The organism is Caballeronia sp. LZ035 (assembly GCF_031451175.1).
Taxonomy (GTDB): domain Bacteria; phylum Pseudomonadota; class Gammaproteobacteria; order Burkholderiales; family Burkholderiaceae; genus Caballeronia.
On sequence record NZ_JARUXS010000001.1, the window covers coordinates 730145 to 750986 of the forward strand.

Annotated in this window: 20 protein-coding genes; 10 read left to right on the forward strand and 10 right to left on the reverse strand. The window is 64.6% G+C overall.

The features are described 5' to 3' along the window. A partial coding sequence (locus QCE88_RS03470; RefSeq protein WP_309899195.1) for a hypothetical protein occupies positions 1–203 on the forward strand: 203 nt, incomplete at its 5' end. 424 nt (positions 204–627) lie between these two features. On the opposite strand, the gene recN is transcribed toward QCE88_RS03470, so the two are convergent. After that, on the reverse strand, positions 628–2283 hold the full coding sequence (recN, locus tag QCE88_RS03475; protein ID WP_309899197.1) for a DNA repair protein RecN: 1656 nt from the start codon (positions 2281–2283) through the stop codon (positions 628–630). Positions 2284–2347: 64 nt separating this feature from the next. Then, the gene (locus QCE88_RS03480; RefSeq protein WP_309899199.1) at positions 2348–3244 is read right to left on the reverse strand and encodes an NAD kinase; all 897 of its coding nucleotides are present in this window, start codon (positions 3242–3244) and stop codon (positions 2348–2350) included. A gap of 257 nt (positions 3245–3501) precedes the next feature. Here QCE88_RS03480 and hrcA point away from each other — a divergent pair, with 257 nt between their 5' ends. From hrcA to QCE88_RS03495, 3 genes are all read left to right on the forward strand, one after another. Further along, the gene (hrcA, locus tag QCE88_RS03485) at positions 3502–4518 is read left to right on the forward strand and encodes a heat-inducible transcriptional repressor HrcA (protein ID WP_309899201.1); all 1017 of its coding nucleotides are present in this window, start codon (positions 3502–3504) and stop codon (positions 4516–4518) included. Between the two features lie 132 nt (positions 4519–4650). Further along, complete coding sequence (gene hemH, locus QCE88_RS03490) at positions 4651–5718, forward strand: ferrochelatase (protein ID WP_309899203.1); 1068 nt, start codon at positions 4651–4653, stop codon at positions 5716–5718. Positions 5719–5743: 25 nt separating this feature from the next. Next, the gene (locus QCE88_RS03495) at positions 5744–6151 is read left to right on the forward strand and encodes an RNA-binding S4 domain-containing protein (protein ID WP_309899205.1); all 408 of its coding nucleotides are present in this window, start codon (positions 5744–5746) and stop codon (positions 6149–6151) included. Here the strand turns inward: QCE88_RS03495 and QCE88_RS03500 are convergent. Further along, positions 6123–6284, reverse strand: coding sequence for a hypothetical protein (locus tag QCE88_RS03500; protein ID WP_309807266.1), 162 nt, complete (start codon positions 6282–6284; stop codon positions 6123–6125). The genes QCE88_RS03495 and QCE88_RS03500 overlap by 29 nt on opposite strands. A 418-nt stretch (positions 6285–6702) precedes the next feature. Between QCE88_RS03500 and grpE the strand changes: the two genes are divergently transcribed. The 4 genes from grpE (at position 6703) to pabB (ending at position 12763) form a co-directional block, all read left to right on the forward strand. Further along, on the forward strand, positions 6703–7311 hold the full coding sequence (gene grpE / locus QCE88_RS03505; protein WP_309899207.1) for a nucleotide exchange factor GrpE: 609 nt from the start codon (positions 6703–6705) through the stop codon (positions 7309–7311). Positions 7312–7588: 277 nt separating this feature from the next. After that, positions 7589–9547, forward strand: a complete 1959-nt coding sequence (dnaK, locus tag QCE88_RS03510) for a molecular chaperone DnaK (protein WP_309899209.1) — start codon at positions 7589–7591, stop codon at positions 9545–9547. Between the two features lie 245 nt (positions 9548–9792). Then, the gene (gene dnaJ / locus QCE88_RS03515; RefSeq protein WP_309899211.1) at positions 9793–10935 is read left to right on the forward strand and encodes a molecular chaperone DnaJ; all 1143 of its coding nucleotides are present in this window, start codon (positions 9793–9795) and stop codon (positions 10933–10935) included. Between the two features lie 28 nt (positions 10936–10963). Then, the gene (gene pabB, locus QCE88_RS03520; RefSeq protein ID WP_309899213.1) at positions 10964–12763 is read left to right on the forward strand and encodes an aminodeoxychorismate synthase component I; all 1800 of its coding nucleotides are present in this window, start codon (positions 10964–10966) and stop codon (positions 12761–12763) included. 24 nt (positions 12764–12787) lie between these two features. Here the strand turns inward: pabB and dgoD are convergent, their stop codons facing one another. After that, on the reverse strand, positions 12788–13936 hold the full coding sequence (gene dgoD, locus QCE88_RS03525; protein ID WP_309899215.1) for a galactonate dehydratase: 1149 nt from the start codon (positions 13934–13936) through the stop codon (positions 12788–12790). 130 nt (positions 13937–14066) lie between these two features. Here dgoD and QCE88_RS03530 point away from each other — a divergent pair, with 130 nt between their 5' ends. After that, positions 14067–14756, forward strand: a complete 690-nt coding sequence (locus QCE88_RS03530; protein WP_309899217.1) for an FCD domain-containing protein — start codon at positions 14067–14069, stop codon at positions 14754–14756. Between the two features lie 7 nt (positions 14757–14763). Here the strand turns inward: QCE88_RS03530 and QCE88_RS03535 are convergent, their stop codons facing one another. Next, a complete protein-coding gene (locus QCE88_RS03535; RefSeq protein WP_309899219.1) occupies positions 14764–15624 on the reverse strand; it encodes an MBL fold metallo-hydrolase in 861 nt (286 codons plus the stop codon). A gap of 178 nt (positions 15625–15802) precedes the next feature. Between QCE88_RS03535 and QCE88_RS03540 the strand changes: the two genes are divergently transcribed. Then, positions 15803–16816: a DedA family protein/thiosulfate sulfurtransferase GlpE gene (locus QCE88_RS03540; RefSeq protein ID WP_309899221.1), complete on the forward strand. Its 1014-nt coding sequence runs from the start codon at positions 15803–15805 to the stop codon at positions 16814–16816. A 12-nt stretch (positions 16817–16828) separates the two neighbouring features. Here QCE88_RS03540 and QCE88_RS03545 read toward each other — a convergent pair whose 3' ends face one another. From QCE88_RS03545 to gmhB, 5 genes are all read right to left on the reverse strand, one after another. Then, complete coding sequence (locus tag QCE88_RS03545) at positions 16829–17761, reverse strand: DMT family transporter (RefSeq protein WP_309899223.1); 933 nt, start codon at positions 17759–17761, stop codon at positions 16829–16831. Between the two features lie 200 nt (positions 17762–17961). After that, on the reverse strand, positions 17962–18348 hold the full coding sequence (gloA, locus tag QCE88_RS03550) for a lactoylglutathione lyase (RefSeq protein ID WP_309899225.1): 387 nt from the start codon (positions 18346–18348) through the stop codon (positions 17962–17964). A 122-nt stretch (positions 18349–18470) separates the two neighbouring features. Next, entirely contained in the window at positions 18471–19388 is a 918-nt protein-coding gene (locus QCE88_RS03555; RefSeq protein ID WP_309903369.1) for a SprT family zinc-dependent metalloprotease, read from the reverse strand. Between the two features lie 82 nt (positions 19389–19470). After that, positions 19471–20244 (reverse strand): lysophospholipid acyltransferase family protein, encoded by a 774-nt coding sequence (locus QCE88_RS03560; protein WP_309899227.1) that lies wholly within the window; start codon positions 20242–20244, stop codon positions 19471–19473. Between the two features lie 26 nt (positions 20245–20270). Further along, complete coding sequence (gmhB, locus tag QCE88_RS03565; RefSeq protein ID WP_309899229.1) at positions 20271–20828, reverse strand: D-glycero-beta-D-manno-heptose 1,7-bisphosphate 7-phosphatase; 558 nt, start codon at positions 20826–20828, stop codon at positions 20271–20273. Between the last annotated feature and the right edge of the window lie 14 nt (positions 20829–20842).

The window sequence follows — 20842 nt, forward strand, 5'->3', positions numbered from 1 at the left end:
GTGGCCTTCTGATCGGGCTTTTTGAATTGGCCTTCCAAGCGGGCTTTTTGAGTCGGCTCTCTGAGTTAGCGATCGGATTTGGCAATCTGAACGCGCGGCGTCAGAGCCGCGCCGTTGGCTCAGGCCGCGAGCTTTTCCTTCGCATGCTTGCGCGTGTCGCGGTGACGGGCCTACCGAGGTGGCCTTCTGATCGGGCTTTTTGAATTGGCCTTCCAAGCGGGCTTTTTGAGTCGGCTCTCTGAGTTAGCGATCGGATTTGGCAATCTGAACGCGCGGCATCAGAGCCGCGCCGTTGGCTCAGGCCGCGAGCATTTCCTTCGCATGCTTGCGCGTGGTCGCGGTGACGGGCCCCCGGAGGTGGCCTTCTGAGCGAGATTCTGAATTGGCTCTCTGAGTTGGCGATCTGAGCCAGCAATCTGAACGCGCGGCTTCAGAGTCGCGTCGCCCGCTCAGGCCGCGAGCTTGTCCTTCGCATGCTTGCGCGTGTCGCGGTGACGTGCCTACCGAGGTGGCCTTCTGAGCGGGCTTTCTGAATTGGGTTTCCGAGCGAGATTTCTGAATTGGCTCTCTGAGTTGGCAATCTGAGCCCGCGATCTGAACGCGCGGCGTCAGAGCCGCGCCGTTGGCTCAGGCCGCGAGCATTTCCTTCGCATGCTTGCGCGTGGTCGCGGTGATCTCCAGACCGCCGAGCATGCGCGCCACTTCCTCGATGCGCTTCGGCTTGTCCAGCGGCGTCACCGTGCTGACGGTGCCGCCGGTGTCGTCGGCAGCCTTGGCCACCTGGAAATGCTGGTCGCCACGCGCCGCGACTTGCGGCAGGTGCGTGACGCACAACACCTGACGGTGTTGTCCGAGCTGATGCAGCAGACGCCCGACCACTTCCGCCACGCCGCCGCCGATGCCGGTGTCCACTTCGTCGAAGATGAGCGTGGGCGTCGGGCTCGCGGTACTGGCGATGACGGCCAGCGCGAGGCTGATGCGCGCAAGCTCGCCGCCCGATGCCACCTTCGCAAGCGGCCTGAGCGCGACCCCCGCATGACCCGCGACACGAAACTCGATTTGCTCCAGACCGTTGGCGCCGCCTTCCGCGAGCGGGACGAGCGTCACCTCGAAGCTGCCGCCTGCCATCGACAGTTCCTGCATGCCCTCGGTGACCGCTTTCGACAGGTTCTTTGCCGCCTTCGTGCGCGCCTTCGACAACGCCTTCGCCTGTTCGAGATAGACGCCGCGCGCCTTCTCGGCGGCGGCGGCGAGCGCGTCGAGGTCACCCGCCGCGTCGAGGTCGGCCAGCTGGCGGCGGCGCGCTTCATGCTCTTCAGGCAGGTTCTCCGGCTGAAGACGGAACTTGCGCGCGGTGGAGTGCAGCTGATCCATGCGCCGATCCACTTGCGCCAGCCGCTCGGGATCGAGTTCGAGCCGCTGCGCATAATGCGACAGCGAATAAGCCGCCTCCTGCAACTGGATCTCGGCCGGTTCGAGCGACGCGAGCACGTCGCTCAGCGCCGGATCGATATCCGCGAGGCCGCGCAGCTTCGACGTGATCGCGCCGAGTTGAGAGATCATCGCTTCGTCAGACTCGGACAGCGCGCCGAGCGCACCCTGCACGCCGTCGATGAGACTCGCCGAATGCGACAGCCGGTGCTGTTCCGCGCTCACTTCTTCCCATTCGCCCGGCTGCGGCGCGAGCTTGTCGAATTCGCTCAACTGCCACGCAAGGCGTTCGCGTTCCAGTTGCAGTTCGCGATCGCGGCTTTGCGCGCTCTCCAGCGCCTGCTGGGCGTCGCGCCAGGCACGCCACGCGCGATTCACCGCGCCGGCCGTTTCCAGCAACTGCGCGTGGGTGTCGAAGAGTTCGCGTTGCGCGTCGGGACGCATCAGCAATTGATGCGCGTGCTGGCCGTGGATATCGACCAGCATTTCGCCCACTTCGCGCAGTTGCGCGAGCGTCGCGGGCGTGCCGTTGATGAACGCGCGCGAGCGGCCGTTCGAATCGATCACCCGCCGCAACATGACCGTGTCGGCACCCGTTTCGCCGAGCGCGTGCTCCTCCAGCCAGGTGACGACCAGCGCATGCGTGGAGAACTCGGCGGTGATGTCGGCGCGCGCCTGCCCGGTGCGCACGACGCCCGCGTCGCCGCGCGCGCCGAGCGTGAGCGCGAGGGCGTCGATCAGGATGGATTTGCCGGCGCCGGTTTCGCCCGAAAAGACCGTGAAGCCGGAGTCGAACTCGATGTCGAGCGCGGCGACGATGACGAAGTCTCGAATGGAGAGGTGTCGGAGCATGGATGCTTCGCGGAAGAGAGTCTGGCGAATGAGGGGCTGGCGAATGAGGGTCGGGCGAAGCGGCTCAGAGCGTGGATGCGTCCTGTGACGGATGCTCGTTCCAGTGCAGCTTCTTGCGCAGCGTCGCGTAGGTACTGTAGCCGACCGGATGCAGCACCGGCACCGTATGCTTCGAGCGGCGGACCTCGATGGCGTCGTTCAGCTCGACAGCGGTGAAGGACTGCATGTCGAAGTTCACGTTCACGTCCCGACCGCCGATGATCTGGATGGTGACCTTGGAGTCGTCAGGCAGCACGATCGGACGGTTCGACAGCGAATGCGGCGCGATCGGCACGAGCACGAAGCCTTGCAACTGCGGGTGCAGGATCGGTCCCGCCGACGACAGCGCGTAGGCGGTCGAGCCGGTAGGCGTTGCGACGATCAGGCCGTCCGAGCGCTGGTTATACATGAAGTGCCCGTCCACCGAGACGCGCAACTCGGCCATGCCGGAGAAGCCGCTGCGGTTCACGACGACGTCATTGAAGGCGAGCGCGTGATAGATGGGCTTGTCGTTTCGCACGATGCGCGCTTCGAGCAGCGTGCGTTCCTCGCGCTCGAACTGCCCGGCAAGCATTTGCGGGATGATCTCGCTCATTTCCTTGAGCGGAATGTCCGTGATGAAGCCGAGCCGCCCGTGATTCACGCCGATGAGCGGTGTCCGGTACGGCGCGAGCTGGCGGCCGATGCCGAGCATCGTGCCGTCGCCGCCGAGCACGATGGCGACGTCCGCACGGGCGCCCATCTCGGCGATGGAGAGCGCCGGGAATTCCGTCACGCCGACTTCCTTCGCGGTGCCCGCCTCGAACACGACTTCGAAGCCTTGCTGCGCAAGGACGTCGGCGAGCGCTCTCAGCGGCGGCTCGATGCCTGGCGTATTGGGGCGCCCGACGAGGGCGACCGTCTTGAATTGACCGATTTCCATGCCGGCATTACACCATAGTCAGTGAGCGAAAAGAACCGCAGGACCCGCGCCGCAAGCGCTCGCACGAGCCTGGGCGAAGCTGGCGCGAGCACGCCCGTTGTTTCTCGCTAGAATGGAGCGGACGTTGAAGGCGATGCAACGCGATGCAACGTGACGTTCGTGACGTTCGTGACGTTCGTGGAACGCCGACACCACCCCCAACGCTACCCATGAGCCGCGGCGCGCCGCCACCCGCCTCGTTGAGCTAAAATCCGGCCATGCTAGACCCACGTGCACAAACCCTCCTCAAGACGCTGATCGAGCGCTACATCGCCGAAGGTCAGCCGGTCGGTTCGCGCACGTTATCACGGCACTCCGGCCTGGAGCTGAGCCCCGCCACAATTCGCAATGTGATGTCCGACCTCGAGGACCTGGGCCTCGTGGCGAGTCCGCATACCTCGGCGGGACGCATTCCCACACCGCGCGGCTACCGCCTGTTCGTCGACACGATGCTGACTGTGGAAGCCCCGCAAGACGAAGCGATGACAACCGCGGTGAAGACCCGCTTGCAAGGCGAGGAACCGCAGAAGATCGTCGCGGCCGCGGCGAGCGTGCTGTCCAGCCTGTCTTCGTTCGCAGGCGTCGTGCTGACGCCGCGCCGCAGCCACATGTTCAAGCAGATCGAGTTCATGCGGCTGTCGGACAAACGCATTCTGCTCATCATCGTGACGCCGGAAGGCGACGTGCAGAATCGCATGATGGCGACCCAGCGCGATTACTCGCCGTCCCAGCTCACCGAAGCCTCCAACTACATCAACGCGCATTTCGCGGGCCTGTCCTTCGACGAAGTGCGCCGCCGGCTGCGCGAGGAAATCGACCAGCTGCGCGGCGACATGGCCTCGCTGATGCAGGCGGCCGTGGTGGCGAGCACCGCCGAGACGGATCCCATGGACACCGTGCTCATTTCCGGCGAGCGCAACTTGCTGGAGGTGGCCGACCTCTCCTCCGACATGGCGCGGATGCGCAAGCTCTTCGACCTGTTCGACCAGAAGACCTCGCTGCTGCAACTGCTCGATGTGTCCAGCCACGCCCAGGGCGTGCAGATCTTCATTGGCGGCGAGTCGACTCTCGTGCCGATCGAGGAAATGAGCGTGGTCACCGCGCCGTATGAAGTGAACGGGAAAATTGTGGGCACCCTCGGCGTGATTGGTCCGACGCGCATGGCCTACAACCGCGTGATCCCGATCGTGGATATCACCGCGCGGCTGCTCTCGATGTCGCTCAGTCATCAGTGACGTTCTCATTGCGCTCATCTTGACGGGTGTCGACGGGCGGCGCCACTCGGCCATTCGGCCAATGTTGGGGCCGAAAACACGCCGCTATAATGGTCCTCACCTTTTAGACACCGTTTCCGGCCTGCCTCCACTATGCGTTTCGACCTCGAGTTGCCCTCGCAGCCCAGCGCTTCACATCGCGTCGCGGTGCTGCTGATCAATCTCGGCACGCCGGACGCGCCCACGCCGCGGGCCGTGCGCAAGTATCTGGCGCAGTTCCTCTCGGACCCGCGCGTGGTGGAGATTCCATCGCTGATCTGGCAAATCATCCTGCGTGTGTTGATCCTGCCGCTGCGCGGGCGCGCCTCGGCCCGCAAGTATGCGCAGGTGTGGATGCCGGAAGGTTCGCCGCTGCGGGTGCATACCGAGAAGCAGGTGGAAGGATTGCGGCGGCTGTTCGCGGCGAACGACTATCGCGTGATCGTCGACTATGCGATGCGCTACGGAACTCCGGGTATCGGCGCCATGCTGAATCAGCTCAAGCTCGAAGGCGCGGAGCGCATCCTGCTCCTGCCCATGTATCCGCAATATTCGTCCTCCACCACGGCCACCGCTTTCGACGACGCCTTTGCCGCCCTGAAGCGCGTGCGCAATCAGCCCGAGATCCGCACGGTGCGCCACTACGCGGATCATCCCGCGTATATCGCGGCGCTGGCCGAGCAGGTGCGCGACTACTGGCGGCATCACGGCGCGCCGGATTTCGCGGCCGGCGACAAACTGGTGCTGAGCTTCCACGGCGTGCCGAAGCGCACCATGGACCTCGGCGATCCGTATCACGATCAATGCCAGCAGACCGGCTCGCTGCTCACCGCCGCGCTCGGGCTCACGCCGGTCGAGTGTCGCGTGACCTTCCAGTCGCGCTTCGGCCGCGCGGAGTGGCTGCAGCCCTACACCGCGCCCACGCTCGCGGAACTGGGCGCGGGCGGCGTGACGCGTGTCGACGTGTTTTGCCCCGGTTTCACGGCGGATTGTCTGGAGACCGTGGAGGAAATCGGCATCGAGGTGCGCGACGAGTTCCTGAAGGCCGGCGGCAAGCACTTTCACCGGATTCCTTGCCTGAACGCGTCGCCCGCGTGGATCAAGGGCATCGGCGAAATCGCGGCGCAGCATCTGCAAGGATGGCCCGTGCAGGCCGCGCAGCCGCTCAGCGCGGTCGCGTGAACCCGGCTTCAACCAGCAGGCAGCGATGAACTACACCATTTCGACGGAACCCGGCGCACGGCTGCGCATCGACAAATGGCTATGGGCGGCGCGCTTTTTCAAGACGCGTTCGCTCGCGAGCGATGCGGTGGAGAAGGGCCGCGTGAAGATCGGCGGCGCGGGCGTGAAGCCGTCGAAGGAAGTGCGTGTAGGCGATCTCGTCGAGATCGACATCGAACGCATCGTCTGGCAGGTCGAGGTGCTGGGCGTGTGCGACGTGCGGGGCCCGGCCAGCGTGGCGCAGCGGCTCTATGCCGAGACGGAGGACGGACGCGCGCAACGCATGGCCGAAGCCGAACGGCGCCGGACCTTCCGCGAGCCGGCCGCCCAGCTGCAGGGCAGGCCGACGAAACGCGACCGGCGCGTCATCGACAAACTTTCTGGTTCGGATTGAAGTAGCGTTCCATGGTGGCGTGAACGCCGCCGTATTCGGTGGTGCGGTCAGTGACCGCGCCTGACATGCAGATGGTGGTGGTGCCCGCGACGAGTACCAGGGCGACCACCGCGATAGCAAAGGTCAGTTTCATGGTACCCCCGGTAATGGGTTTTCCCAGCCGCGAGGCGCGTGCAGGCGCTACGGGGCAGGGTCAGGAAACGGGCAAAGGCCGAAAGCGATTTGAAGCAAGCGATCTGAAGCAAGCGATCTGAAACAGCGGTTTGAAGCATTCGTAGGATTAGGGTTAACGTGCTTCCTGCGGTGCTCCTCTGGAGTGTAGGAGACTGAGGGCTTTCCCTCAATCTCATTCTGCGCAGTGCGGCAAAACGCGCATTACCGCTCGTTTCAGTCGTCAGCGCATCGTCTACGCGCTGAAATTCGTCCGAAAAGTTCGTGGCCGTGGCTTGAAAATGTCCCTGACGCCCCAACTTCCGCGACTAGTGCGGAAAACAGCGCCAATGCGCCGTTTTCCTATCCGATTCAACTCACAGCAATACACATTCAGCGACATGGAAAACACGCAAGAGAATTCAGCGAGCCAGAACCCCACGCCCGCCGACGAAACCGCGCGCCAGTCCGCCGATGCCAATCCTGGCCAGCCGGCAGCCGAAACGGCGCAGCCTGCACAGCCCAACGCAACGGCTGCCGCGCAGCCCGCGCCGGATGCGTCCGACAACGCGCTTGCCGAGGCGCAGGCCACCATCGTCGCGCTGAAGGAAGACTTCCTGCGCGCGAAGGCGGAAACGGAAAACGTCCGTCGCCGCAGCCAGGACGATGTGTCGAAGGCGCATAAATTCGCGATCGAAAGCTTCGCGGAGAACCTGCTGCCGGTGCTGGACAGTCTGGAAGCCGCGCTGGCCGACCAGTCGAGCGACTTGGCCAAGGTGCGCGAGGGCGTCGAACTGACGCTCAAGCAACTCACGGGCGCGCTCGAAAAGGGCCGTGTCGTGGCGTTGAATCCGGTTGGCGAGAAGTTCGATCCGCATCGACATCAGGCTATTTCGATGGTGCCCGCCGAGCAGGAGGCCAATACGGTCGTTTCGGTGCTGCAGAAGGGCTATGTGATCGCGGACCGCGTGCTGCGTCCGGCGCTCGTGACCGTCGCGGCCCCCAAGTAAGCCGCGCTCGATCGGTCGGCGTGCGGCATGGATGGACGGTTTGCTCCGGCCAGTTGCCGTGCAAACAAGGAGCCGCCTGCCGCTTCGCAAAAAAACTATAGACCGCATCGGTTCCAGGGTCTTGAAATCGAAACTGGCGCTCTTATCTTGCGTACAGGTATGAATTTTGGGCGTTCGGCCCGGTAACTCGGCGAATCAGCCAGCGAATCCGCCGGCATCAGGCGATCCACCCGGCCGCCGCAACGCCACTGCGATCAAAGCTAGGAGAGTATAAAAAATGGGCAAAATCATCGGCATCGACCTCGGCACCACGAATTCGTGCGTGGCGCTGATGGAAGGCAATCAGGTCAAGGTCATCGAGAACTCGGAAGGCGCGCGCACCACGCCGTCGATCATCGCGTATCTCGACGACAACGAAATCCTCGTCGGCGCGCCGGCGAAGCGTCAGTCGGTCACCAATCCGCGCAACACGCTGTATGCGGTCAAGCGCCTGATCGGCCGCCGTTTCGAAGAGAAGGAAGTGCAGAAGGACATCAACCTGATGCCCTACAAGATCGTCAAGCACGACAACGGCGACGCCTGGGTCGAAGCGCACGGCAAGAATCTCGCGCCGTCGCAGGTGTCGGCGGAAGTGCTGCGCAAGATGAAAAAGACCGCTGAAGACTACCTCGGCGAGCCGGTGACGGAAGCCGTCATCACGGTTCCGGCGTACTTCAACGACAGCCAGCGCCAGGCCACCAAGGACGCGGGCCGCATCGCCGGCCTGGAAGTCAAGCGCATCATCAACGAACCGACGGCAGCCGCGCTCGCCTTCGGTCTCGACAAGGCCGAAAAGGGCGACCGCAAGATCGCCGTGTTCGACCTGGGCGGCGGCACGTTCGACATTTCCATCATTGAAATCGCGGACGTGGACGGCGAGAAGCAGTTCGAAGTGCTCTCCACCAACGGCGACACGTTCCTCGGCGGTGAAGACTTCGACCAGCGCATCATCGACTACATCATCGGCGAGTTCAAGAAAGAGCAGGGCGTCGACCTCTCGAAGGACGTGCTCGCGCTGCAACGCCTGAAGGAAGCGGCTGAAAAGGCCAAGATCGAACTGTCGTCCACGGCGCAGACCGACATCAACCTGCCGTACATCACGGCGGATGCGTCGGGTCCGAAGCACTTGAACCTCAAGTTCACCCGCGCCAAGCTCGAAGCGCTCGTCGAAGAGCTGATCGAGCGCACGATCGAACCGTGCCGCATCGCCATCAAGGACGCGGGCGTGAAGGTCGGCGAAATCGACGACGTGATTCTCGTCGGCGGCATGACGCGCATGCCGAAGGTGCAGGAAAAGGTGAAGGAGTTCTTCGGCAAGGATCCGCGCCGTGACGTGAACCCGGACGAAGCCGTGGCGGTTGGCGCGGCCATTCAAGGCCAGGTTCTGTCGGGCGACCGCAAGGACGTGCTGCTGCTCGACGTCACGCCGCTTTCGCTGGGCATCGAAACGCTCGGCGGCGTCATGACGAAGATGATCAACAAGAACACCACGATCCCGACGAAGCACGCGCAAGTGTATTCGACGGCGGATGACAACCAGGGCGCCGTGACCATCAAGGTGTTCCAGGGCGAGCGTGAAATGGCCGCGGGCAACAAGCTGCTCGGCGAATTCAATCTCGAAGGCATCCCGCCGGCGCCGCGCGGGACGCCGCAGATCGAAGTGACCTTCGACATCGACGCGAACGGCATCCTGCACGTCGGCGCGAAAGACAAGGCAACCGGCAAGGAAAACAAGGTCACCATCAAGGCGAACTCAGGCCTGACAGACGCCGAGATCGACCATATGGTGAAGGACGCCGAAGCCAACGCCGACGAAGACCGCAAGCTGCGTGAACTGGCCGACGTGCGCAATCAGGGCGACGCGCTGGTTCACAGCACGAAGAAGGCTGTCGCCGAGTACGGCGACAAGGTGGACGCGTCGGAGAAGGAAAAAATCGAAGCCGCGTTGAAGGATCTTGAAGACGCGTTGAAGGACAACGCCGCCGACAAGACCGCGCTCGAAGCGAAGGTCGAGGCGCTGGCTACGGCATCGCAGAAGCTCGGCGAAAAGATGTACGCCGACATGCAGGCGCAGCAAGGCGCCGCGGCTGCGGCAGCCGGTGCGGCGGGTGCAGCGGGCGCGTCGGCGGATGCGGGCGCGAGCCAGCAGCACGACGACGTCGTCGACGCCGACTTCAAGGAAGTGAAGAAGGACTAAGCCGCAAGGGCGCGAGGATGGCAACGTCCCGCGCCCGCGGTGGTTTGACCGGGACGCGGGACGCGTCTGACGTGTAACGCGCCTGGCGGGCCTTGCGGCTCCCCGGGCACGTTGTTTTTTCAGCGTGTCATGCTCGAGGCCTCATTCGGCGCGTTCGAGCACGGCGCGAAAGTTTCAAAGCGCGGGCCTGGCGGTCCGGGCATCTGACAGGAACTGCCGCTTCAGCGCGGCGGCATTGAACCGATATGGCGAAACGGGATTACTACGAGGTTCTGGGCGTCGCGAAAAACGCGAGCGACGACGAGATCAAGAAGGCATATCGCAAGCTCGCGATGAAGTATCACCCTGACCGCAATCCGGACAACAAGAAGTCGGAAGAGAGTTTCAAGGAGGTCAAAGAGGCCTACGAAATGCTCTCCGACCAGCAGAAGCGCGCCGCCTATGACCAGTACGGTCATGCGGGCGTGGATCCGAACATGGCGGGTGCGGGTGCGCAGGGCTTCGGCGGTTTCGCGGACGCCTTCGGCGACATCTTCGGCGACATCTTCGGTCAGGCCGCGGGCGGCGGCGCAGGCGGCGCCCGTGGGCGCGCCGGCCCGCAGGTGTATCGCGGCGCGGACTTGCGCTACAGCATGGAAATCACGCTGGAGCAGGCGGCGCACGGCTACGACACGCAGATTCGCGTGCCGAGTTGGGCCAACTGCAACGTTTGCCACGGCTCGGGCGCGAAGCCGGGCACCAAGCCCGAAACCTGCCCGACGTGTCATGGTCAGGGCCAGGTGCGCATGTCGCAGGGCTTTTTCAGCATCCAGCAGACGTGCCCGAAGTGCCATGGCACCGGCACGTACGTCCCCGAGCCGTGCACGAACTGTCACGGTCAGGGCAAGGTGAAGGAAACCAAGACGCTGGAAGTGAAGATTCCGGCGGGCATCGACGACGGCATGCGCATCCGGTCGGCGGGCAACGGCGAGCCGGGCATCAACGGCGGTCCGAGCGGCGACCTGTATGTGGAAATCCACATCAAGCAGCACTCGGTGTTCGAGCGCGACGGTGACGACCTCCATTGCCAGATGCCCATTCCGTTCACCACGGCGGCATTGGGCGGCGAGATCGAAGTGCCGACGCTCGCCGGGCGCGCCAGCTTCACGGTGCCGGAAGGTACGCAGTCGGGCAAGACGTTCCGTCTGCGCGGCAAGGGCATCAAGGGTTTGCGTTCGAGCATCGCGGGCGATCTGTATGTGCATGTGCAGGTGGAAACGCCGGTCAAGCTCACGGAGCAGCAACGCGATCTGCTGAAGCAGTTCGAGAAGTCGCTGGTGGAAGGCGGCGCGCGGCATAGTCCGCAAAGCAAGAGCTGGTTCGACCGCGTGAAGAGCTTCTTTGACTGACGCGATCGACGCAAGCGCGAGCACTGTCATGAAGACCGAGGAGCGCAGCGCGATATTCGCGCTGCTCGACGATCACGACTCGACCGCCCAACGGCGGTCGAGTCGTCTGTACACCGATTTCGCGCATGAGCGCACGTGTGTGGACCCGCATGCGCTCGACGCCGTGTGCGGCGAAATCGAACGCGACCTGCAAGCGGGACTGCATGCAGTGGTGGTCGCGGATTACGAGTTCGGTCGCAATCTGCAGTTCAAACGCAGCGCCCGTCGCGAAGACCAGGCGTTGCGGGTGCTGATGTTCCACGCCTGTCAGCCGCTCTCGCGCGATGAAGCGAGCGCGTGGCTCGCGTCGCAGGACGCCGGGAACGCGCAGCCTTCGGTGGCGGGTATCGCGGAAATCGAGCCGAGCGTCACGCGCGCCGAATTCGACACCGCCATCGCCGCCGTGCAGCAGGCGTTGCGCGAAGGCGAGTCCTATCAGATCAACTACACGTTTCGCCTGAATTTCGCTGTGTTTGGCTCACCGCTCGCGCTGTATCGGCGTTTGCGGGAGCGCCAGGCCGTGCACTACGGCGCGTTGATCGCGCTGCCCGACGGCAGGTCAGTGGTGTCGTGTTCGCCGGAACTGTTTTTCGAGAAGCAGGGCGAACAGCTGCGTACGCGGCCGATGAAAGGCACCGCGCCGCGGGACACCCCTCCGGACGCACTCAGCAACGACCCGAAGAACCGCGCCGAGAACGTGATGATCGTCGACCTGCTGCGCAACGACATGTCGCGCGTCGCGGTTACGGGTTCGGTGCACGTGCCGGCGTTGTTTTCCGTCGAGCCCTATGGGTCCTTGTGGCAGATGACCTCGACCGTCGAGGCCCGCGCGATTCCCGGCACGACCTTCGCCGGCCTGATGCGCGCGCTGTTCCCGTGCGGCTCGATCACCGGGGCGCCGAAGTATCGGACGATGCAGTTGATCGACGAGATCGAGACTTCGCCGCGCGGTCTTTACACCGGCGCGATCGGCTGGCTGGATGCGAACGGCGACTGCCGTCTGTCGGTCGCGATCCGCACGCTCGTCGTCGATGCCGCGCAACAGCGCGGTGTAATGGGGATCGGCGCGGGCATTGTGCTCGACAGCGTCGCCGCCGACGAATACCAGGAGTGTCTATTGAAAGCGCACTTCCTGACCGGCGCCGATCCGGGTTTCGAGCTCTTCGAAACCACGTATGCGACCCGCGCCGAAGGCGTACGTCATGTCGCCCGGCACATCGCGCGGTTGAAGGGCAGTGCTGCCAGCCTGGGCTTCCCGTTCGACGAGGCCGCGCTGACCGCGCACGTCACGCAACACTGCGCCGGCTTCGAGGAAGACACGCCGTACCGCTTGCGGATCGCACTCGACAAGCGCGGGCAGTTTGCGCTCACGAGCGCGCCGCTCGGCGGCCTGCCGACGCCCGGCGTCACCGTGCTGCTCGCGTCCGAGCGTGGTTTTGCGCCGCGTGCATCGGCCGATCCGCTATTGCGCCACAAGACCACGCACCGGGCCGACTACGACCGCGCGTGGAAGGCCGCCGAAGCGGAAGGCGCGTTCGACATGCTGTTCTGCAACGAACGCGGCGAACTGACCGAAGGCGGCCGGACCAGCGTGTTCGTCCGTCTGGACGGCGCATGGTGGACGCCGCCCATCGACGCAGGCGTATTGCCCGGCGTGATGCGCGCGGTGTTGATGGAAGAACTCGGCGCGGCTGAACGCACGCTGACGCCAGCCGACCTGAAGCGCGCCGAAGCTTTGCTCATCAGTAACGCGCTGCGCGGCGCGTTAGAGGCGACGCTCAAACACTGACGCCGCCCGCTTACAGCAAAAAGATTACCACTCGGCCACACTGCCATCCGCGTGACGCCACACCGGATTGCGCCAGCGATGGCCAACCTTCGCCATCTCGCGCACCTTCTCCTCGTTCACCTCGATCCCGAGGCCCGGTCCCTGCGGAATCGACACCATGCCGTCGTCGTACTTGAAGACTTCAGGATTCTTGATGTAGTCGAGCAGGTCGTTGCCCTTGTTGTAGTGAATGCCGAGGCTCTGTTCCTGGATGAACGCGTTATAGCTGACGGCGTCGATTTGCAGGCAGGTCGCGAGCGCAATCGGCCCGAGCGGGCAATGAAGCGCGAGCGCGACATCGTAGGCTTCGGCCATGGTCGCGATCTTGCGGCATTCGCTGAGACCGCCCGCATGCGACGCGTCCGGCTGGATGATGTCCACGTAACCGCCCGCCAGGATGTGCTTGAAGTCCCAGCGCGAATAGAGCCGCTCGCCGAGCGCGATCGGCGTGCTGGTCTGGTTGACGATGTCGCGCAGCGCCTCGACGTTCTCCGACAGCACCGGCTCCTCGATGAACATCAGCTTGAAAGGGTCGAGTTCCTTCGCGAGCACCTTGGCCATCGGCTTGTGCACGCGGCCGTGGAAGTCCACGCCGATGCCCACGTTCGGACCCACCGCCTCACGCACCGCGCGCACGTTGTCGATGACGCCCTGCACCTTGTCGAAGGTGTCGATGATCTGCAGCTCTTCCGAGCCGTTCATCTTCACTGCCTTGAAGCCGCGTTCGACCACGGCGCGCGCGTTGTTCGCGACATCGCTCGGACGGTCGCCGCCAATCCACGAGTACACCTTGATCCTGTCGCGCACCTGGCCACCGAGCAGCGCATGCACCGGCACGCCGTGAAACTTGCCCAGGATGTCCCACAGCGCCTGATCCACGCCTGCGATCGCACTCATCCCGATCGGCCCGCCGCGATAGAAGCCCGAGCGGTACATCACCTGCCACAAGTCCTCGATATGGCGTGGATCACGGCCGACCAGATAGTCCGACAGTTCGTCCACGGCGGCGGCCACTGTATGCGCGCGGCCTTCGACGACGGGTTCACCCCAGCCAGTGATGCCTTCGTCGGTTTCGATCTTGAGGAAGCACCAGCGCGGCGGAACGATGAAGGTCTCGAGTTTCGTGATTTTCATAGAGCGTCTCCAGAGGGATGTCGCATGGTAGCAAAAACCGGCTCACTGAGCATATTAATAGTATTATTTAGCGGCAGCGCAAAGCAGTTGGCACATCAGACAAATACTGGATAATCCTGCCAGAACTCAATTGGAGGCCGTCATTCATCGAGATCTGCATGGCCGCGTCGCCCATGAACTGGGCCTGGCAATTCTGCGCGGCGACATCGCGCCCGGGGCAGCCTTGCCGCGCGAGGCGGAATTGATGGAGCGTTTCGATGTCAGCCGCACCGTGCTGCGCGAAGCGCTGCGCACGCTGACATCGAAAGGGCTGGTCGAGTCGCGACCGAAGGTAGGCACGCGCGTGCGCGCACGGCATGCGTGGAACCTGCTCGATACGGACATGCTCGACTGGTACTCGCGCGTGGCGCCGCCGTTCCAGTTCGCGCTCAAGTTGCAGGAAATGCGCGAGATGATCGAGCCGTACGCGGCCGCGCTCGCCGCCGACAATCACGACGACGGCACCCTCGCGTGTCTCACTCGGGCGCACCAGGCCATGGTCGACGCGCAGAACATGGACGAGTGGGTCCGTGCCGACCTCGAGTTTCACCTGTGCGTGCTGGCTGCGTGCAGCAACGAACTGCTGATTCCCCTCGGCGCGCTGATCGAGCGGACACTCGAAGGTCAGTTGCGCCTCAATGCAAAGCGGGCGGAGGTGTTCAACGCGTCGCTCGCGGAACACACCGCCGTGTTCGATGCAATCGTCGCCCGGGATGCCGCCGCTGCCCGCCGCGCGATGGCGGATCTGCTCGGCGTGACGCGCGGGCGGATCGAGGCATAAGGCGCCCTCAAAGTGTATTGAGCGGAATCTTCAGATAGGTCGTGCCATTGCCGGACGGATCCGGAAACCGCCCAGCACGTATGTTGACCTGAATCGCGGGAAGGAAGAGCGTCGGCATGCCGAGCGTCGCATCGCGGGCCTCGCGCATGGCGACGAACTCGGCTTCGCCCTTGCCCCCACCCACATGAATATTGCGTTCACGCTGTTCGCGCACGGTCGCCTGCCATTGGGCGGCGCGCGAATCGGGCGGATAGTCGTGGCAGACGAACAGCGATGTGTCGGGCGGCAGCGCCAGCAGGCGTCCGATCGAGCCATACAGCGTGCGCGCGTCGCCGCCCGGAAAGTCGCAGCGTGCCGTGCCGGCGTCCGGCATGAAGAGCGTATCGCCGACGAACACCGCATCGCCTATCCGGTACGCCATGTCGGCGGGCGTGTGGCCGGGCACGAAGAGCGCGTCAGCGGCAAGCGCGCCGATGGCGAAACGCTCGCCATCGGTGAAGAGATGGTCGAACTGGGAGCCGTCGAGCCGGAAGGCCGGCTCGAGATCGAAGATCTTCCTGAACACGTGCTGCACCGTCCGGATGGACTCGCCGATGCCGATCTTGCCGCCAAGCCGCCGCTTCAGATAAGGCGCAGCCGACAGATGATCCGCGTGCGCGTGGGTTTCGAGAATCCACTCGATTGCGAGCCGCTGCGCGCGTACGAAAGCGATGACGGCATCGGCCGAGCGTGTGGAGGTGCGCGCGGCCTTCGGGTCGTAGTCGAGCACGGAATCGATGATCGCCGCGGCCGAACCTGGCCGCTCGAACACGACGTAGGTCATCGTGCCCGTGGCGGCGTCGTGGAAGGGCTGGATGGTCGGTTGCATGTCGATGCTCCCTGTTCCCTTGCCTGGCGTCTCTTCGCCCGCATATAGAGAGATCTGCCGATGCCGGACGGACCCATTGGGCGGGTTTGCCGGGATCGAGATAAAGTGTAACCCTTTGCGCCGGTACCGCTCATCGCGTTACTTGTCGCGCAAGAAGAAGCTTTTTCGAGAAACCAACATGCCGCACGTCCCGACCTCGCTTGCAACGTCGTGGGGCGCGTGGGCCGTCTTCGTCAGCGTCCTCGCGACGCAACTCGGCGTGCCGGTCCCCGCCGCGCCGATGCTCATCCTCGCAGGCACGCTCGTCGCCTCCGGCGCGGCGTCGTTCTGGCAAATGCTGCTGGCCGCGGTGCTCGCCGTGCTGATCGCCGATTCCTTGTGGTTCGCCGCCGGCCGTCTGTATGGCCGGCGCTTCCTCAACTCGCTGGTGCGCTTCTCCCTGTCGATCGACTCGACGCTGCGCACCGCGCGCCGCTGGTTCGAGCGCTTCGGTGTGCCGCTGCTGGCGCTGTCGAAGTTCGTGCCGGGGCTCGGGCTCGTGTCCGCGCCACTGCTCGGCACCACGCAGATCGAGATTCGGGTCTTCGTGCTGTGGGATCTGATCGGCGCGACCGCGTGGGCGAGTTTCTGGATGCTTGGCGGCGCGGCGCTTCAGGAGCAGATCGGCCGGCTCATTCTGCTGGTGCGCGCCAACGGCACCACGGTCATCGACATCCTGGCGATGCTGGCGCTCGGCTTTTTGCTGTATCGCTGGATCCGGCGCGTGCAGTTCCGCCAGTGGCTCGAGAAGTATCACATCACGCCCGGCCAGCTCGACGAGATGATGCGCTCCGCCTTGCCGCCCGTGATCTACGACGCGCGCCCGCCGGAAGTGCGTCGCAAGGAGCCGTACCGGATTGCCGGGGCGGTCGCGCTGGACCTCGATTCACCGGATCGCGCCGATCAGCTCTATGCGGAGCACGAGGTGGTCGTGTACTGCGTGTGTCCGAACGAGGCGACGGCGAAGATCATCGCCCGGCAGTTGCGCGACAAGGGCTTCCGGCATGTGCGGCCCTTGAAGGGCGGGCTGGACGCGTGGGAGAAACACGGCTATCCGGTCGAGCCGATCCCGGCTGAACACCTGCACCTTCCCGTCACTCACGATGAAATCGATCACGACATGGTGACGATCCGCGCCACCGCGCCCGAGTGAGTGCGCGCTTCGTCAGGCGCGCCGCCGCGCCGGCCGGTTCACCAGCGCGATGCCTGCGAGCACCATCGCGGCGGCGGTCATGAACCGCACGCTGACGTGCTCGCCCAGCAGCAGCACGGCAAAGCCCACGCCGAAGATCGGCGTGAGAAACGAAAACACGGACAAGCGCGACGCCAGATAGCGTGTCAGCAGCCAGAACCACGTCAGATAGCTGATGAACGAGACGATCACCGCCTGATACGCGAGACTCGCGAGAGCAAGCGGCGACACCGTGCCCACTTGCGTCTGTCCCGCGCCGACTGCCAGCGCGAGCAACAGCACCGCCGACACCGCCAGCTGATAGAACAGCGTCTTGCTCGCGCTCGCGTGCGACAGCGAGGACGCGCGAATGAGCACCGTCGTCGCGGCCCACAGGATGCCGCCGAGCACGCCGAGCGCATCGCCCGCGACGCCTTGCATGACGGACCCGCCTGGCGGATGACCATGCAGGAAGCCGTCCGCGAAGGCGAGCGCAATGCCGCAAAACGCCAGGAAGATGCCGCACCACTGCGCACGCGCGAGCCGCTCGCCCGCGACGAACCAGTGCAGGCCGAGCGCAGTGAAGCACGGCGCGGTGTACAGGAACACGGCCATGCGCGTGGCATTGGTGAGACTCAAACCGAAGAAGATGCAGACGAACTCGCCGCCGAACAGCAGGCCGGCGAGCAGGCCGGCGGTCAGGGTGTCGTCGCGCTTGAACAGCGGCACGCCGCGTGTGCGGGTCCAGATCCAGAGCAACACGGTGGCGATCAGCGAACGGATCCCGGCTTGCAACAGCGGCGGAATCGACGCGTTCGCCTCCTTGATCGCGACCTGCTGGAAACCCCACGCGCCGCACAGCACGATCATCGTGATGACGGCGGTGGCGTCCAGCGGGCGACGCGCGGTGAAGGAAGGGGTGCTCATCGGCTGGCTCGTTGACGGTGGGGCACACGGCCGGCGCAACACGCGCAACGGTCATGCACTGATTTGGAGCGTCGATTGTGCCAGCGAACGGGCGAGACCACTGAAAGGCCGGGACGTGCCCGTGGAAATAGGCGAGGGAGGCAAGGGAGGCGAGGGAGCCGCGCCGCAGCGAACCTGCGGCGCGTGGGGTCATGCCTGCATCAGGAATGCTTTTCGATCAACTCGACCTTGTAGCCGTCCGGATCTTCGACGAACGCAATCACGGTCGTGCCGCCCTTGACGGGACCGGCTTCGCGCGTGACCTTGCCGCCCGCCTGGCGGATGCGTTCGCAGGCATCGGCGGCACTGTCGACTTCGAGCGCGATATGGCCATACGCCGTGCCCAGGTCGTATTTCTCGGTGCCCCAGTTGTAGGTCAGTTCGAGCACGCTGTGTTCGCTCTCGGGACCGTAGCCGACGAAGGCGAGCGTGTACTTGTACTCGGTGTTTTCGCTTTGACGCAGCACATGCATGCCGAGAATGCGCGTGTAGAAATCGATCGAACGCTGCAGGTCGCCGACGCGCAGCATCGTGTGAAGGAGTCGCATGATGGGGTCCTGTTGTGGGGGAGATGCCCGCGCGGCGCGATTGTGTTCGGGCGAGGCCCGGTGCGCCTGCGGCGGGATGCGGATGAAATTGTACCGTCGGCGCCGCAGCCGTGCCTGAGCCCTCAAAGCGCCGGCAGCAAGTCCGGCGGATGATGCTTGAGTGTGTGCCGCGCTTCGCGGAACTCCGGGAAGATCGACTCGACCGTCTGCCAGAAACGCGGGCTATGGTTCATCTCGCGCAGATGCGCGAGTTCGTGCGCGACCACGTAGTCGATGATCGACAGCGGAAAGTGAATCAGCCGCCAGTTGAGTCGGATCTTGCCGTCGCTCGAACAACTGCCCCAGCGCGTCGCCGCCGAGGACAGCGCATACGCCCGATACTCGACGCCGAGCTTCGCCGCGTACACCAGGAGCCGCTCGCCGAAGATGCGCTTCGCTTCCGATTGCAGCCAGCCCTGCACGCGGTCCTTGATCTGCTGCGCATCCGCGTTCGCGGGCAGCGGCAGCGAGAGCAGGTTGGTCGCGTCATTGAAGGACAGCGACGCGGCCGCGCCAAGCGCCACGCGAATGGTCTTGCCGAGATACGGAAACTCCGCGCCGTCCTTCCATTCGATGCGCGGCAGCGCGCGCTGTTCGACCCGCGTCTGCCATTCGGTGATCTTGTTGACGATCCAGGTCTGCTTGTCGAGGATCGCGGTTTCGATATCGGCGATCGTCACCCAGCGCGGCGCGGTGATGGCGAGGCCGGTGCCGTCGATGCAGAACCCGATCGTGCGCCGCGACGAGCGCTTCAGCCGGTAATCGAGCGTGCCCGCCTTGAGCGTGATGCGTCGCAGGCGCACGCCTTCCGGCAGCGGTGCAGGCGGTGCGGTGGGTGTAAGGACGGGCGCGGGTTCGGCATGCGGAATGTCGCCACGCAACGGCGCGGGACCGCCTGCGGACGGCGCGCCCGAATAGGCGGGCGCATGCTCGAACGGCAGATCGAGTTGCAGGGTATCGAGCGCGACAGCGGGACGCTGCCGCGATGGGGGCTTCTGCATCGGTTCGGCTTTGCGCTCGCGGCGCAGGAATGACGAGAAGAACGAATAAGGCACGCCGCGGCTCGACCTGATGCCCGGCCGCTCAGCGGCCCGCGCCCGCGGCGCCGGTTCGACCCGACGGTGCGGTCGGCGCGGTGTACGCGTGCGGATCGATACGGCGCATTTCAGTTTCGATCCAGCTTTCGACACGCACGTTGACTTCCTCGGGCGTGAGACCGGCAGTGTCGATCGGCTTGCCAATCGACACTGTGACTATACCCGGATATTTGATGAACGAATGGCGCGGCCAGACGCGCCCGGCGTTATGCGCGATCGGCACGACCGGTGCGCCCGTTGCAACCGCGAAGCGCGCGCCGCCGGTCTTGTACTTGCCCTGGCTGCCCGTGGGCGTGCGCGTGCCTTCGGGAAACATGATCACCCACGCGCCTTCGTCCATGCGCGCGCGGCCCTGGCGCGTCACGGACGTGAACGCATCGCGGCCCTGCTTGCGGTCGATATGCACCATCTTCAACAGTCCCAGCGCCCAGCCGAAGAACGGCACGAAGAGCAACTCGCGCTTGAAGACATAGCAGAGCGGACGCGGCATCAGCGCGGGGAACGCGAGCGTCTCCCAGGCCGACTGGTGTTTCGAGAGCAGCACGGCCGGACCGTCCGGCAGATGTTCCATGCCTTCGATCCGGTAGCGGATGCCGACCAGATAACGGAGCACGACGATGGTCGACTTGCACCATCCGGCCGCCATCCAGTAGCGCCGGTCGGCGCGCATGAACGGAAACGCGATGAAACAGGCGGTCGCGTACGGCACCGTGTACACGATGAAATAGATCAACAGCAACAACGAACGGATGAAGCGCATGGAGTCTCGGCGATACGAACGGCGGGTCAGTCCTGATGCTGTGCAATCAGGTCGAGCGCGAAGGCGCGCAGATCCTTGTGAACCACGGTGCCTTCCGGCAGATTGCCTTCCTTGAGCGTTTTTTCGCCCTTGCCGGTTAGCACGAGATGGAGACGAAAGCCGAGCGTCTCGCCGGCCTGGAGATCACGCAGCGAATCGCCGACGAGGGGCGTGTCGTCCGCGTCGATCTCGAACCGGTCGATGATCTGCTGCAGCATGCCGGGCTTCGGCTTGCGGCAGTCGCACTGGTCTTCGGCGGTGTGCGGGCAGAAGAACACGGCGTCGATCCGGCCGCCCACGGACGCCGCCGCGCGGTTCATCTTCTGATGCATCGCGTTGAGCGCCGCCATGTCGAACAGGCCGCGTCCGATGCCCGACTGATTCGACGCGATCGCCACGCGGTAGCCCGCCTGGTTCAGCCGCGCAATGGCTTCGAGGCTGCCGGGAATGGCCACCCATTCGTCCGGCGACTTGATGTATGCGTCCGAGTCGACGTTGATGACGCCGTCGCGATCGAGCACGACCAGTTTCTTGTTCACGCCCATGGTGCTTCCTTTAT

What these genes read in the sequence shown, in the direction of transcription:
- QCE88_RS03535 (WP_309899219.1), bottom strand. Translation starts at nt 15,624, where the DNA reads ATGCAACCGACCATCCAGCCCTTCCACGACGCCGCCACGGGCACGATG.
- QCE88_RS03495 (WP_309899205.1), top strand. Translation starts at nt 5,744, where the DNA reads ATGAACTACACCATTTCGACGGAACCCGGCGCACGGCTGCGCATCGAC.
- pabB (WP_309899213.1), top strand. Translation starts at nt 10,964, where the DNA reads ATGAAGACCGAGGAGCGCAGCGCGATATTCGCGCTGCTCGACGATCAC.
- QCE88_RS03555 (WP_309903369.1), bottom strand. Translation starts at nt 19,388, where the DNA reads ATGCAGAAGCCCCCATCGCGGCAGCGTCCCGCTGTCGCGCTCGATACC.
- hrcA (WP_309899201.1), top strand. Translation starts at nt 3,502, where the DNA reads ATGCTAGACCCACGTGCACAAACCCTCCTCAAGACGCTGATCGAGCGC.
- QCE88_RS03545 (WP_309899223.1), bottom strand. Translation starts at nt 17,761, where the DNA reads ATGAGCACCCCTTCCTTCACCGCGCGTCGCCCGCTGGACGCCACCGCC.
- QCE88_RS03540 (WP_309899221.1), top strand. Translation starts at nt 15,803, where the DNA reads ATGCCGCACGTCCCGACCTCGCTTGCAACGTCGTGGGGCGCGTGGGCC.
- dnaK (WP_309899209.1), top strand. Translation starts at nt 7,589, where the DNA reads ATGGGCAAAATCATCGGCATCGACCTCGGCACCACGAATTCGTGCGTG.
- hemH (WP_309899203.1), top strand. Translation starts at nt 4,651, where the DNA reads ATGCGTTTCGACCTCGAGTTGCCCTCGCAGCCCAGCGCTTCACATCGC.
- recN (WP_309899197.1), bottom strand. Translation starts at nt 2,283, where the DNA reads ATGCTCCGACACCTCTCCATTCGAGACTTCGTCATCGTCGCCGCGCTC.
- QCE88_RS03560 (WP_309899227.1), bottom strand. Translation starts at nt 20,244, where the DNA reads ATGCGCTTCATCCGTTCGTTGTTGCTGTTGATCTATTTCATCGTGTAC.
- grpE (WP_309899207.1), top strand. Translation starts at nt 6,703, where the DNA reads ATGGAAAACACGCAAGAGAATTCAGCGAGCCAGAACCCCACGCCCGCC.
- gmhB (WP_309899229.1), bottom strand. Translation starts at nt 20,828, where the DNA reads ATGGGCGTGAACAAGAAACTGGTCGTGCTCGATCGCGACGGCGTCATC.
- gloA (WP_309899225.1), bottom strand. Translation starts at nt 18,348, where the DNA reads ATGCGACTCCTTCACACGATGCTGCGCGTCGGCGACCTGCAGCGTTCG.
- QCE88_RS03480 (WP_309899199.1), bottom strand. Translation starts at nt 3,244, where the DNA reads ATGGAAATCGGTCAATTCAAGACGGTCGCCCTCGTCGGGCGCCCCAAT.
- QCE88_RS03500 (WP_309807266.1), bottom strand. Translation starts at nt 6,284, where the DNA reads ATGAAACTGACCTTTGCTATCGCGGTGGTCGCCCTGGTACTCGTCGCG.
- dnaJ (WP_309899211.1), top strand. Translation starts at nt 9,793, where the DNA reads ATGGCGAAACGGGATTACTACGAGGTTCTGGGCGTCGCGAAAAACGCG.
- dgoD (WP_309899215.1), bottom strand. Translation starts at nt 13,936, where the DNA reads ATGAAAATCACGAAACTCGAGACCTTCATCGTTCCGCCGCGCTGGTGC.